Origin of the sequence: Hamadaea tsunoensis DSM 44101, assembly GCF_000428945.1 — a bacterium.
Taxonomy (GTDB): Bacteria; Actinomycetota; Actinomycetes; order Mycobacteriales; family Micromonosporaceae; genus Hamadaea; species Hamadaea tsunoensis.
The window spans coordinates 284,956-298,198 of record NZ_KE386821.1 but is presented as its reverse complement, the minus strand read 5'-3'; the positions used below and the strand labels follow the sequence as shown (position 1 = coordinate 298,198).

The following is a 13,243-nucleotide window of genomic DNA, read 5'->3' as shown; positions in this document are numbered from 1 at the left end:
TCCACCGACTACGATCCCGGATGTGCTGCGCTCCTGCCGGCGTACCGGCCTCCACCTGGTGCGTACGCCCCGCTTGTGGATCATCAGCGCCCGGCTCAGCGACCTCGCGCACCACGACGCCCTGGGCTCGGACCCGGCGGCCCAGCACTGGCTCGGCTGGCGTACCACCGACATCCGGGCCGCCCTGCCCGCGCGCGTCGAGCGCCCGCTGCGCTCCGGCGCGGTCCTGCGACCGTCGCCGCGACGGCTGGCGTTCACCGCCGTCGAGCACGGCAGCGACCTCGCGGTGGCCGGCCTGTCGCTCGTCCGGCAGCCGGACGGCTACCTGCACCTCGGCGGCACGGTGGGCGCCGCGTTCCGCGGCCGCGGCTACGGCGGCGAGGCGCTGGCCGCGGTGCTCGACCTCGCCCACCGGCACTTCGGCATCCGCGAGGTGCGGGCCGGCTGCGAGGTCGCCAACGGCGCGAGCAGCCGCTGGCTGAGCTCCGGCGGCTTCGTGCCGGCCCCCGGCCCGGCAACGCACGAGCTCGACAACGGCCGCACGATCGAGGCGCGCTGGTGGGTCCACCGCGACCTGCTGGCCCGGCGCCGCTGCCGCTGGCTCGCCGATCCCCTCTGAGAGTCCGCGCCTCCGAGATTCCGGCGTACGCGTGCAAGGCCACGAGCCTCCCCGGCGTCATACCCGGTGAAGGAGGTAACGCTGTGGGAGCATCCCCCGAGGAGGAGTTCCGCGACTTCGTCGCCGGCCGGGCGCACACGCTGCTCAAAGCCGCGTACGCGCTGACCGGCGACCGGCACGCGGCCGAGGACCTCGTGCAGTCGGCGCTGGCCAAGACGTTCGCGCGGTGGCGGCGTATCAGCGAACCCGAGCCCTACATCCGCAGAATGATCTACCACGATTTCGTGTCCGACCGGCGTAGCCGCAAGCGGCGGCCGGAGGTGGTGGTCGCCGAACCACCGGAGCGGTCCGACTTCGCCGGGCTGGAGTCCGAGGCCGCCCTGCGGCTGCTCATGCGCGACGCGCTGCTGGCCCTGCCGCCGCGGCAACGCGCCGTGCTGGTCCTGCGCTACTTCGAGGACCTCAGCCTCGCCGAGACCGCGGCGGCGCTGTCCTGCCGGGAGGGGACGGTCGCCAGCCAGGCCTCCCGCGCCCTGGCCAAACTTCGGGAACTCGTGCCGGACCTGTGGCCGGCCGCCATGACAGGAGGCGAGCGATGACCGGGGTGGACCGGCTGCTCCGCACGACGATCAGCGACCTGGCCGGCGAGATGCCCGGCCCCACCGACGCCCTGGCCGACGCCGCCGTCGCCCGCGGTCACCGGCTGCGCCGCCGCAACCGGCTGGCGGTCGCCGCGCTCGCGGTCGTGGCCGTCGCGGCGATCGCCGTGCCCTTCGCGGTCCTGCGCTCGCACGCGGGACCGTCAGCGCAGCCGGGGTCGACCGGTGCCGCCGGCTTCGACGGCCCGGTCGTGCTGTCGGGCGGCTGGCTGGTGGTCGGCGCCGGCGACGCCGTGCTGGACCGCACCGCCGACCGGTACCGGGCGGTGCGGCACAACCCGGGCGAAGCCGTCCTACCGGCCCCTGCCGGCGGCCGCGTCATGCTCGACGGCACGCCCGACGGCCTGCGCTTCGTCGACGTCGACGGCACCGGGGCGGTGAGCGTACCGATCGCCGGTATGCGGGGCGACTACCGCTGGTCGCCCGACGGGACCCGGGTCGTCAGCGGCATCAGCCAGAAGGAGCCGTTCCGCATCGGCTTCGCGGTCATCGACACGCGTACCGGCCATGTCAGTACACATTGGATCGACCACACGACGTACGACTGCAGCGAATGCCTGTACACGTGGACCCGCGACGGTAAGGAGGTCGTGCTGGCGATCGCCGACCGCTCGGGCGGCGAAGGCGCCGAACTCGTCCAGCGCCTGCAACTGTTCGACGCGGCCACCGGCCGCCCCACCCGCTCCCTGCCGGTACGCGCCACGCCGGCCAGCGCGTACTCATGGTCGCCGGACGGCCGCTACGTGATCGCGAACGCCGACCTGACCAAGAGCAGGTTCCAGCTCATCGAGGTGGCGACCGGCACGGCCAGGTCCTTCCCGTACGACGCGGTCTGGGCGACCGACGACCAGCTCCTGGCGACGACCGGCAACCGGGTGATCGAGCTGACGCCGGACGGGAAGGTGTTCCAGGAGCTGTCCCTGCGGCTCGGCGGAGGACGGGGACCGCTGACCGTCGGTCCGCCGGACTGACGAGGACGCGACGCCGGCCCGGATCCCCCGCCGGGCCGGCGCTCGCCGCGTCCACCGTGCCCGTCCGTTCGCTAGGGTCGGCGGATGACCGCCCGGCTCATGACCCTCGACGACGTGGACTGGGCGGTCGAGGTCCTCCGCCGCCGCCGCGAACCCCTCGTGCGACACGCTCCCCTGTTCTGGCGGCCGGCCCCCGACGCCGCCGAACGCCATCGCGACCATCTCGCGTACGTCCTGGGGGTGGCGGGCGGCCGGGGTTACCGCACCGACCGGTCCGTCCTGATCGCCGCCGCACGAGGGGACGGCGTGCTGGTCGACGACGCGTACGCCGAGGAAGAGGACTGGGCGGGCGACGGCCGGCTGCTGTGGGCCGCGCTGGCCGCCGACGCCGCCGGTACGCGGGTCCGGTTCGTGTGCCCGACGCACGAGCGGCGGCGGGCCGGGTTCGCGCGGACCGCCGGGCTGAACCGGGCGGAGTCGTGGTGGCTGCGGGAGATCGAGGGGTCGGCGGGCGGGACTGCCGGCGTCGAGATCGACCTGCCGGGTGCCATGGCGCGGACCGTCGCGGCCCCGCCGGTGTACGCGCCGCCGGGGCCGGTCCTGTTCCTCACCGCGGTCACCGACCCGCGGCGCGCACTGCCCGCAGCCGTCGAACGGGCGGCCGGTCTCGGCTGCGCGGCCGTGGTCGTCAGCCAGGAACCGGCCGGGCAGAACCTGGGCGCGGACCTCCTGCGAGCCGCCTTCCGACGGCACTGCGACTACTTCACCGGGACCGTACGCGCCCCGGTCCGGCCGGACGACGCCACGCCGGTCACGGGCGGTGACCGGCCGGCTTGATAGCCTCGGGACACGTGGCCGCCCGGTCCCGTACCGCCGAGAAGGCCCAGCGAGGAGACGAACGATGACGATGTCGATACCGGTGCAGGACATCGCGGGTCACCTCGGCGAGTCCCTGGGCAGCAGCGCCTGGCACGAGATCACGCAGAAGCAGGTCGACATGTTCGCCGACGCGACCTGGGACCACCAGTGGATCCACGTCGACGAGGCGCGCGCGGCGGCCGGACCCTACGGCGGCACGATCGCGCACGGCTTCCTCACGATCTCGCTCACCCCCGCCCTGATGGGCGAGATCTTCGAGATCACCGGCATCGACATGATGGTCAACCAGGGCCTGCGGGAGCTGAAGCTGCGGGCGCCGGTGCCGGTCGGGTCGCGCGTACGCCTGACGGCCACCCTCACCGGGCACCGCCCGCGGCCGCGTGGCTTCACCGAGCTGGCTCTGGGCCTGGTGTTCGAAGTGGAGACCGGCGAGAAGGTGCAGAAGGCCGCCACCGGCGAGATCGTGCTACTGGTCCACGAGCCCGAAGCGGCCTGATCCAGGCGGGTGTCCCGCTCGCGCTCAGACGGCCCGGGGCCGGCGGTGGTACTCCGGGCCGCCCGGCCGGCCCATCTCCCCGCGATAGATCCCGTCGCGGATCTCCGACGTGTACGCGTCCAGCTCCGGCATGCCCAGCCGCTCGGCGGCGGCCAGTTCGGCGGCCCAGTCGTAGGGGACGCGGACGAACTGGATCGAGAACGGCGCGTCCTGCTCGGAGCCGAACACGCCTTCGAGGATGACGTACACCGGGGTCGGATCGTCCATGCTGTTGCCGACGCTGCCCGTGTTGAACAACGTACGCCGCTGCCGGTCCACCTCGTAGAACGGATCGTGCGTGTCGCCGTACCCGACGACGGTCGGCAGCGGGCCGTCGCCGGTGGCCGGGGTGTTGGCGAACATGCCGAGGAACTCCTCCTCGTCGTGATCGAACCGGACCCGCCGGTGCACCGACGTCGCCGAGGCGTGGAAGAGGCGTACGCGGCGGCCGCTGATCAGGAAGTCATGGCAGAACGGCAGCGCCCGCAACCATTCCGCCTGGTCCTCGCGCAGCTCGGCCTGCCACCACCGCAGCGCCTCGGAGTCGAAGGTGCGGCTCAGGTCGGGCAGGAAGTCGTCCCAGTTGCCCAGAATGTTGACCTCGCACCGCTCGCGGCACCGGTCGACGACCGCCTGCCCCCGCGGACCCTTGCCCACGTAGTCGCCGAGATTGAAGATCCGTTCGATGCCGCGGCCGTCGATGTCCGCGAGGACGGCTTCGAGCGCGGTCAGGTTGCCATGGACGTCGGAGATCAGCGCGATACGGTCGAGGGGCATCGCACCATCCTGCCCCATGCCCCCGAAATTCAGTGCGGGATAAGGCGCCGCGGCCGGACCTCGATCCCCTCCCGGTACTCCTCGATGGCCAGGGCCACCTCGCCCGGCGTACGGGAGTGCTCGATCAGGTCGCGGTAGCGCAACTGGGCGGCGAGCGCGTCCAGGCCGACGACGAAGTACAGCGCCATCAGCGGGTTGACGAACAACTCTGTGCCACCGGTCCGGGCGGTCACCGGCACGTCGCCGAACTCGCCCCGCAGCGCCGCCGCGACCTGGCCGTGCACGATGCTCGCCGTCGCCGGATGCTCGCGCGCGGCGTGCGCCACCGCGTCCAGGTAGCCGTCCGGCGCGACGGTGCACGCGCCGTGAAAGCCGCCGGCCCGCTGCAGCTCGGCGAGATTCTCCAGCACGTGCGCATGGCACACGCCATGATGCGCGTCGATGCCGAACCCCAGGCTCACCACCAGCTTCGTCGGCACGTCCAGGCCCGCGACCGCGACCAGGCTGGTCATGTCCTCCTCCGGCGTACCGAGGCCGGCCTCGTCGCCGCGCAGCAGGATGTCGGTGCCGCCGTCCGCGAGCACGACCGCGTCGACGTCCAGCACCTCCACCAGTTTCCTGTACGCGGCCCGCAGCGGGCGTACGCCGGTGCGCTCGAACGCGTACACGACGGGTTCGTGGCCCTGGACGTGCAGCCAGCGCGCGAGCGCCCGCTCGGGGAAGTACCGGTCGTTGCCGGGCGACTCCGGTCCGACGGCGGCCACCCCGGTACGCAGCCACGCCTCGGGCTTGAGCATGCCGAGCTCGCTGAGCGCGAAGCTGGCCAGCGACACGCGTACGCCCGCCGCGCGCAGCGCCAGAGCCAGCGGGAGGCCGGCATAGACGTCGAAGCCGCCGCCGGCTCCGGCGATGAGGACGTGGCGCGCGGACCGCAGGCGGTCGGCGACGGGCAGGGCGAGGAGTGGCACGCGGCCACGGTAGCGACGACGGGTGCGGGCGGCGACCCATTTGGGGCGACGCCTCGCGGCGGAAATGTCGGGGGTCGCGTTTAGGCTGCCGGTGAGACAAGATCGACAGCTTCATCTACAGCTTCATCCACAGCTTCATCGCACGCAATTGCCCGAGATGTGAGGTAACCATGACGACCCTGCCCGAGCGTCCGAACACCGCCCTGGTGATCATCGACGTCCAGAACAACGTCGTGGCCGACGGTCACGACCGCGACCAGGTCGTCGCCAACATCAACACGCTGGTGGACAAGGCCCGCGCCGCGGCCGTGCCGGTGGTCTGGGTGCAGCACAACGACGAGCACCTCCAGCGGGACACAGAGGGCTGGCAGTACGTTCCTGAACTGGTCCGCCGCGACGACGAGCCGCTGATCCACAAGAACTACGGCGACTCGTTCGAGGACACCGAGCTGGAGCAGGTGCTCGCCGAGCGGGGCGTCGGCCGGCTGTTCGTGACGGGCGCGCAGACCGACGCGTGCATCCGCTCGACGCTGCACGGCGCGTTCACCCGCGGCTACGACGCGACCCTGGTCGGCGACGCCCACACCACCGGAGACCTGAGCCAGTACGGTGCGCCGACGCCGGACCTCGTCATCGCGCACACCAACCTGTACTGGAAGTACCAGGAGGCGCCGGGACGTACCGGCGGCACCGTCACGACGGCCGAGGTGGACTTCGCCGCCTGAGTGGCGCACGTGAGCGTGCCCGGGCCGGACATCGGCCCGGGCACGCCCGAATCCGGTTGCCCGTCAGGGGTGCGCGGACCAGACTGCGGCCCATGCGGCGTACCGAGTTCTCCGGGCCAGTGGACATCGAGGACATGCAGAGCCTGGCGCAGCGGGTCGGCCCGGGTACCGGCAGTCGGCAGGTCGGCGACCTGGCCTGGAACTGGACCATGTACCACTACCGGGACGAGCAGTGCCCGACCGCGACCTGGCGGGACGAGACCGGCACCGTCCGCGCCTGGGCCTGGCTGGAACCGCCCGCCGACGCAATGGCGCAGGTCGACCCGGCCTTCCCGGACCTGGCCGACGAGGTCGTCGCCTGGGTGGCCGGCAATTCGCCGGAGCCGCCCACCGTAGGCTGCGCCGACGACGAACCCGTCCTGCGCGAAGCGTTGCTGCGCGCGGGTTTCGCCCGCCTCGACGACACCTGGATGAACTGCCTCGCCCGGCCGCTGACGGACCTGCCGCCGGTACCCGAGCTGCCGCCCGGTTTCGTCATCCGCCCGGTCGGCGCCGACAGCGAACGCCGGGCCGAGGTGCACTGCGCCGCCTGGGGCTCCACCTGGTTCACGCCGCAGCGGCAGATCGAGATGACGACCCGCTGGCCGTACCAGTCCGCATTCGATCTGGTCGTCGAGGCACCGGACGGCGCGTTCGTCGCGTACTGCCAGGGCTGGTTCGACCCGGTGACCGGGATCGGCCAGTTCGAGCCGGTCGGCACCGCGAGTACGCACCGCCGCCAGGGATTCGGCCGGGCGGTGTGCATCGCGACCCTGCACGCGTTCGCCCGGGCCGGCGGCCGACAGGCGGTCGTGTGCGCCCGAGGCGACGACGGCTACCCGGTCCCGCGCGGCCTGTACGGGGGAATGGGTTTCAGCGAATCCACGCGATCGTTCAACTACGTGCTGCGGCCATGAACAACCACCGTGATGTCCGATCCGGAACCAACGTCCCGGCCCGCGCGGACCAGCGGCTCTGCCCGGACGGTCGAGGCCACGGGACAGTGGGATGATCCGAGACGGTCATCAGAAAGCGCTCCTGCGATGCGACAACACCCGGGCCCCCAGCGCTACAGCCCGACCGCGGCCTTGAACGCTTCCCAGAGGGCGTTGCCGGCGGCTCCGACGAGCAACTCCCCCGCCAGCCGGTAGACCGTCCTTCCAGCCAGCCGAAGCGCCGAGACCGGCTGCTTCCCCTCCGCCCCCTCGCCCAGGACGGTCAAGGACTCGTCCAGTTCGGCGCCGTCCGCGGCGGGCAGGTCGAGGTCCGCACGGCGAAGCAGCAGGTATTCCAGGAGCGCGGCGGCTGTGGCGCGCGCACCACTGTCGTTCTCGATGTGCACGACCTGGCTGGCCTGGTCGCCGACCGCGAAGGCCGAGCCGTGGACCTGCTCGTGGAAGTTCACCGTGTACTGGCTCGGGGGCGGGGTCGGTTGCGTCGGCAGGGCATCCTCCAGCAGTTCCACTCCGGACAGCCGGCAATCGGCGAGCAGCCAGATTCGGCCCGCCGGAGTGATCGAGATCTGGGTGCGGCGGTCGGCGATGGTCCAGCGCGACTGGCCGTTCGAGTCTTTGGCCCGGGCCATCATCCCGCGCGGAAGGTACTCCGCCCCTGTACCCAGGAGGTGCACGGGCGCGATGTAGCCACCGATATAACTCTGCATGGCCAACTGGCCGATGAGCATCAACCCGTCCCGCCGCCCATCAGGCTTTACTCGGCCCGATGCTTCCCCGACGCGCAGCACCGCGGGGAGTCTCGGCCACATGACCAACTTTTCCCAGCCCTGGCTGCGCCCTGACAGGTCGCCGAGCCGGACGAGATTCCACGCGAAGCCGGCAGCCACACCCGCGGTCAGGGCATGCTCATCCGCATACGCGCCAGTGATCTTTGCGGCGACGTCGTCGATCGTGGGCCGTGCGGCAGCCGTGTCGTCCAGCTGCCACAAGGCCTGGAGTACGCCGAACAGCGCGGCGCCCTCGTCGGACGGGCCGTCGTCGGCGGGCAGCCGCTGCCGTCGGATCTTGTAGCGCTGACCGGCGTCAAGGGCAACGGCACTGCCGTCGGAGCAGCCGATGTAGAAGGGAGCACCTTCGGCTCCGAAGTTGCGAAACACCGCCGCGACGACGACCCGCCGGCGTGTTGGGTTGCCGAGTGTGCCGGTGACCTCCGGTGACAGGAGTACGTCGCCGGGCCGGATGTCGGCGGGGTACAGGTTGGCGAAGCTCCGATCGTCGGCGGCGTAGGAACGCAGGCGACGCCGGGTCACCTGGGCGTGCTCGATGCGGATCTGCGACAGGTCGAGCCTGAACTCGCCGGGCAGGCGCAGCAGCTCCGGCAGTTCGGCGGGTACCTCGACCGCGAAGCCGCCGTAGCAGCGCAAGCCGAGCAGCGTCAGGTCGGCGCGGGTGACCCGGGCGGCGAGATTGGCCCACTGTGCCATGAGGACATTGTGTCGGGGATGGGCAACGCCGCGCCCTCGCCCGGAAAGACGAAGGCGCGGCGGGGAAAGGGCACTCCGGTCAGGCTCGGCGACGGATGGCGGCGCCGAGCCTGAGCATCAGTCCCACCAGGACGGTGACCAGACCGGTGAGCGCCACGGGCAGCAGCGGCGTACCGGTGGTCGGCAGGGTGCCGCCCCCGGTCGGGCTGACGCTCGGTGTCGGTGAGGGCGGCGGAGCCACGAACGTGTTGACGACCGCGGCGGTCACCGGGGTGGCGTCGGCGTTCCACGGGATGACGACGCTGATCGGCTTGTCGGTGCCGTGGTCGGTGGTGCCGCCCTGGGCATCCGTCTCGTGGATCGTGCACGTGGCGTGGGCGGGTACGCCGTCCAGCTGCCAGGGCGCGTCCGGCCCGAACTCGGCCGTGCCGTCGCGTACCACCACGGGATCGCCGGTGTCCGGGGTGACCGTGCACGTGTACGCGAGTGTGTACGGTCCCGACGGCACGACGGCTCCGGGTTCCGCATCGACGGTCTTGGTGACGCGTACGCCGCCGAAGACGAGTCCGATGCCGGCCTTCTGCGGTTCGACCGCGCCGAGCTGGGTGGGCGTACCGGGAGTGTCGATGAGTTCGGTGTGCCCGAAGGAGTTCCAGGCGATCGACGGGTTCACCGGCTGTTTCAGGTCGGCCGGCGAAGTCATCTGCCAGGTGATGTCGAAGGTGGCACCGGGAACGAGGCCGGGCGCGGCGAACGTCGCGTACGCCTGGAAGCCGGAGGCGTCGGGAACGAAGCCGGTGGTCCAGTCTCCGGCCGGGCAGGTCGACGGCGGGTGGAGGTCGTCGGTGCACGGCGGAATGTCGGTGGTGTAGGTGAGTTCGGCGTCGGTGGCGGCGGACGGCGCGGGGGTGACGGTGGGCGGGGCGACCAGCGTGGGTGCGACGTCCCACATGGTGCCGCGGTCGGACGGGTCGATGACGCCGGTGTCGCCGGGCCGGGGCAGGACGTCGATCACGCGGGCGTCCAGGGCGTTGAAGGTGCCGCTGTTGGTCATGCGGGCCAGGAAGGTGAAGTTCTCGCCGGGATACACCAGCGGTACGCACGGGAACCGGGTGAACTGCACGCCGTCGCGGGTCAGGTGCGGGCAGGACGCGTCGTCGAGGGCGACGAACTTGTCGGTGGCGGAGTTGTAGAGCCCGAGGTCCGGGTTGCCGGCCGACCACTTGCGGGCGGTGAAGGCCGCGCCCGCGAGGGTGGTCAGCTGCGCCGGGGAGGTGCAGTTACGGCCGGCGAGGAACGGGTCGCCGTCGACGATGCCGTCGGGCGGGCTGTCGCTGCAGTCGAAGTCGTCCGTGCTCGACGAGCCGGCGCCCATCACGTTGGTGACGGTCTTGTCGGCGCTGACACCCGGGGCCATGCGCATGCCGACCCGGATGACGAGGACGCTGGTGGGAGCGAAGTTCCCGGGGAACTTCCAGACGAGCCGGGTCACCCGGCCGGAGCTGTCGCTCTCGGCGGTGAACTGCACCGGTCCCGGCGGGGTGGTCCCCGCGGGGACGTCGAACTGCTGGATGGCGTACGGCTGGCCGCCGACACCGGTCTCGTCGAACTCCAGCTCGGCCGGGACCGGGTCGGACACCTCCAGGTCGGGCAGCGGCGCCGTACCCGTGCTCTTCACCGTGAGGTCGAAGACGCCGGTCTGGCCGGGCGCGATGCTGGACGGTCCGACCACGGCCTTGTTCACGTCGATCGCGGGCCGGCCCTCGGTGACGGCGAGGTCGGCGGTGACCGGCGGGATGTCGAACTGTCCACCGAGGCTGGTCAGCGCCTCACCATGCCCGTCCGCCGTGTCGGTGTAAGTGCCGAGCACGGGCTCGCCGGTCTGCCGGTCGGTGGCCCGGGGCGTCACCGTGAAGCACACCGACGCCTGTACGCAGGGCCCGCTCGCCGGGAAGTTCTCGCCCGGGGTCAGGTTGTAGCCGTTGTGCGCCGGATCGGAGGACGTGAACGTGATCCGGACGCCCTGGACGTCCCCTGCCGCGACGCCGCCCGGTAGCGGGGGCGGGTTCGCGGCGGTCGGCGTACCGGAGATCCAGGTTCCGGCAGCGCAGCCGGTGGTGCAGACGTCGAACTGCACGAGGTCTGCGCCGGGCGGGAAGGAGACGCCCTGCAGGGCGACGAAGTCGTAGGAGCGGAAGAAGTCGGAGCCCGCGCCGTCGTCGTCGAAGTCGACGATCTGCAGCGACTTCAGATGGGTGTTGCCGGTGTTGGCGATGCGGAGTTTGACGGTGGCCAGTTGCGGGTCGAGGCCGGGTGTGGGCCGGGCGACGTCGCCGGGTTCGATGAACTTCTGCAGGCTGGCGGCGCTCTTGGGCGGGCTGGTGACGACGTTCGGCGCGCAGGCGCTGGAGTCCTGGATGCTGCCGTTGATCGCGGGGCCGCCGCCGGCGAGGACCAGGTAGCAGTTGGTGATGGTGACGCTGTCCTCGACGCCGTCGCGCCGCTCGACCTCGATGGTCGCCTTGCAGTCGGCGCCCGCGGGCAGCGGATCGGCGCGGATGAAGAAGCCGCGGGCCGCGTCCAGGTCGGCGGCCGTCGCCGTCGCGTAGGCCACCTGGCGGGGCGGGTTCGGCGCGTCCGGGATGAGCAGGACGATGTCGGCCGGGCTGGTCGGGCAGGACGCGGTGATGGAGTCGATCTTCGCGACGTTGAACGGCTGGGTGTCGTCGGTCAGGTCCTCCACGTTCGGCGGGTCGACCAGGGCGAAGTCGTTGAGGTCGTTGCCGTCGTTGTGGAAGTCGATCGTGTACTGGATCGGGGTGTCGTCCGGTAGCTCCTGCTGGCTGACGGTCTTGGTGCCGGGGCCGCTCGGGCCGCCGCCGGTGGTCACGGTCAGCTGCCCGCACGCGGTCGCGGTGGCCGAGGTCGAGCCGTTGCCGGTGTTGACCGCGGTGGCGTCGGCGCAGTTGGTGAACGGCGAGTCCCCCGGCACCGCGTTGCCGGTCAGCGTGCCGTGGAAGTCCAGGCCCGCCTGGGCGTTCGGGTCGATGGCGGCGGTGCCGGCCGGGCTCGCGTACGTGATCTCGATCGAGGTGAGCAGCATCCGCGGATCGTCCGGACCGGCGGCCGGGCAGGTGAAGTCCGCCGGGCGGTTCAGCTCCTGCGTCGCCGGCGGGCTGGTCAGGCTCTTGGTCGACGTCGAGCCGTCGGCGCAGGTGATCGTCACCTGGGCGGTCGTGGCTCCGTCGGGGAAGCGCGCGCGGATCTGGGTCACGTCGACCACGCTCAGGCCGCTGCTCGGGTCGGTGGCGGACGGCTCGCGTACGGTCATCGTCTCGACCGGGAACGGGGAGGTGTTGGTCGCCGTCACGACCGCGGACACCGGCCACCGGCGCTGCGCGGGCGCGCTGGGCGGGTTGTCGGCGGTGTAGTCGCCGTCGGCGTCGGCGAACCAGCTCTTCGACATGTCGATCGAGGCGATGTTCGGCACGATCTGGTACGTGTCCGACGCGGGGCTGCCGTCGGTCGTCCCGTCCGCGTTCGTGGCCGACGGCGTGGCGGAGTCGGTGACGGTCTGTGTCCGCGTCGGCTCGATCGGCGTGGTGCCGTCGACCCGCTCGGTGTCGCGCAGCTTCAGGGTGAACGCGACGTTGCCCGAAGCGTCGTTCGGGATCGGATCGCCGGTGGAGCTGGAGAACACGAATCGCACGCCGGTCACGTTCGCCAGGTCGACGCCCGCGTCCGCCGAGATCGGCGAGCCGGTCTGGATCGCGCCGGCGGTCCAGGCGCCGCACTGCTGCGCGTACGGCAGCTCGCAGTACTGGATCTGCACCTGGTCGGCGCCGGCCGGGTAGGTCACCGCGCCGAAACCGGTCAGGTCGAAGTAGTTCCAGGGGTCGCCGGCGGGCGTACCGGTGGTCTGGTCGGTCAGGGTCAGGCTGGTGACGCCCGCGGCACCGGACGAGGTGTTGGCGACGCCGAGGGTGACCGTGCTGGCCTCCCCCGACCCGGCCAGCGCCGAACCGTCCGCCCAGTCCTTGGTCGCCTGCACGTTCACGACGACGGGTACGTGCACCTTCACGTCGACGCTGTCGCTCGCCGGGCTCGCGTTGTCGGCGGTCACGTTCGCGGTGTTGGGTACCAGGGTGCCGTCCGCCACGGTCGTGTCGGCCGGCAACGTCATACCGATCTGCACCGACGCCGACGTGCCCGCCGGAACCGACGGCACCGTGACGCTCAGCGCCCGCGTGGTGGCGTCATAGGTGTAGGTGTACTGCGGGATACCCGGGAAGACCGTGCCGCCAGCCGGCGTCGTGTCCGGGCCGCCGGTCCAGGCGAAGGCGCCTGGCACGATGTTCGCGTCGAACTCCGCCGGCAGCGTGTCGGTCACCGTCACGTTCTGGCAGTCCTCCGCCAGCGAGGTGCAGTCCACCCTGATCACGTACGTGAACGAACCGCCGGGCACGACGCCGTCCGCGGGTACGCCGACCGTCGACTTGTCGATCCCGACCACGGCGGCGTACGCGGGCACGGCCGGCAGGAGTACGCCGCCGGCGGCCAGGGTCAGCGCCGCGAGGGCGGCCGCCCAACGGCGGGGTCGAGTGGACGCTCGCGCCACGGAGGCTCCTCAA

11 protein-coding genes are annotated in these 13,243 nt (G+C 71.9%); 7 read left to right on the top strand and 4 right to left on the bottom strand.

Annotated elements, in window-relative coordinates:
* The first annotated feature begins 22 nt into the window (after positions 1–22).
* The 5 genes from G401_RS53940 (at position 23) to G401_RS0140360 (ending at position 3,624) form a co-directional block, all read left to right on the top strand.
* Positions 23–619 (top strand): GNAT family N-acetyltransferase, encoded by a 597-nt coding sequence (locus G401_RS53940; RefSeq protein WP_027346958.1) that lies wholly within the window; start codon positions 23–25, stop codon positions 617–619.
* A gap of 83 nt (positions 620–702) precedes the next feature.
* A complete protein-coding gene (locus G401_RS0140375) occupies positions 703–1,218 on the top strand; it encodes a SigE family RNA polymerase sigma factor (RefSeq protein ID WP_027346957.1) in 516 nt (171 codons plus the stop codon).
* Positions 1,215–2,249 carry a WD40 repeat domain-containing protein gene (locus tag G401_RS0140370; RefSeq protein WP_027346956.1) on the top strand — a complete coding sequence of 345 codons (1,035 nt, stop codon included), beginning with the start codon at positions 1,215–1,217 and terminating at the stop codon, positions 2,247–2,249. The genes G401_RS0140375 and G401_RS0140370 overlap by 4 nt, the downstream gene beginning before the upstream one ends.
* A gap of 84 nt (positions 2,250–2,333) precedes the next feature.
* Entirely contained in the window at positions 2,334–3,086 is a 753-nt protein-coding gene (locus G401_RS0140365) for a hypothetical protein (RefSeq protein ID WP_157546812.1), read from the top strand.
* Positions 3,087–3,150: 64 nt separating this feature from the next.
* Positions 3,151–3,624 (top strand): MaoC family dehydratase, encoded by a 474-nt coding sequence (locus G401_RS0140360; protein WP_027346954.1) that lies wholly within the window; start codon positions 3,151–3,153, stop codon positions 3,622–3,624.
* 24 nt (positions 3,625–3,648) lie between these two features.
* Here G401_RS0140360 and G401_RS0140355 read toward each other — a convergent pair whose 3' ends face one another.
* Complete coding sequence (locus G401_RS0140355) at positions 3,649–4,440, bottom strand: metallophosphoesterase family protein (protein WP_027346953.1); 792 nt, start codon at positions 4,438–4,440, stop codon at positions 3,649–3,651.
* Positions 4,441–4,469: 29 nt separating this feature from the next.
* Positions 4,470–5,408: a DUF1152 domain-containing protein gene (locus G401_RS0140350; RefSeq protein WP_027346952.1), complete on the bottom strand. Its 939-nt coding sequence runs from the start codon at positions 5,406–5,408 to the stop codon at positions 4,470–4,472.
* A gap of 170 nt (positions 5,409–5,578) precedes the next feature.
* On the opposite strand from G401_RS0140350, the gene G401_RS0140345 reads away from it, so the two are divergent.
* On the top strand, positions 5,579–6,133 hold the full coding sequence (locus G401_RS0140345; protein WP_027346951.1) for a cysteine hydrolase family protein: 555 nt from the start codon (positions 5,579–5,581) through the stop codon (positions 6,131–6,133).
* Between the two features lie 92 nt (positions 6,134–6,225).
* Positions 6,226–7,089, top strand: coding sequence for an N-acetyltransferase (locus G401_RS51760; RefSeq protein WP_034594564.1), 864 nt, complete (start codon positions 6,226–6,228; stop codon positions 7,087–7,089).
* Between the two features lie 152 nt (positions 7,090–7,241).
* On the opposite strand, the gene G401_RS0140335 is transcribed toward G401_RS51760, so the two are convergent.
* Both G401_RS0140335 and G401_RS0140330 read right to left on the bottom strand, forming a co-directional pair.
* Positions 7,242–8,612 carry a hypothetical protein gene (locus G401_RS0140335; RefSeq protein ID WP_027346950.1) on the bottom strand — a complete coding sequence of 457 codons (1,371 nt, stop codon included), beginning with the start codon at positions 8,610–8,612 and terminating at the stop codon, positions 7,242–7,244.
* A gap of 79 nt (positions 8,613–8,691) precedes the next feature.
* On the bottom strand, positions 8,692–13,230 hold the full coding sequence (locus G401_RS0140330; RefSeq protein ID WP_027346949.1) for a DUF5979 domain-containing protein: 4,539 nt from the start codon (positions 13,228–13,230) through the stop codon (positions 8,692–8,694).
* Positions 13,231–13,243: the final 13 nt, after the last annotated feature.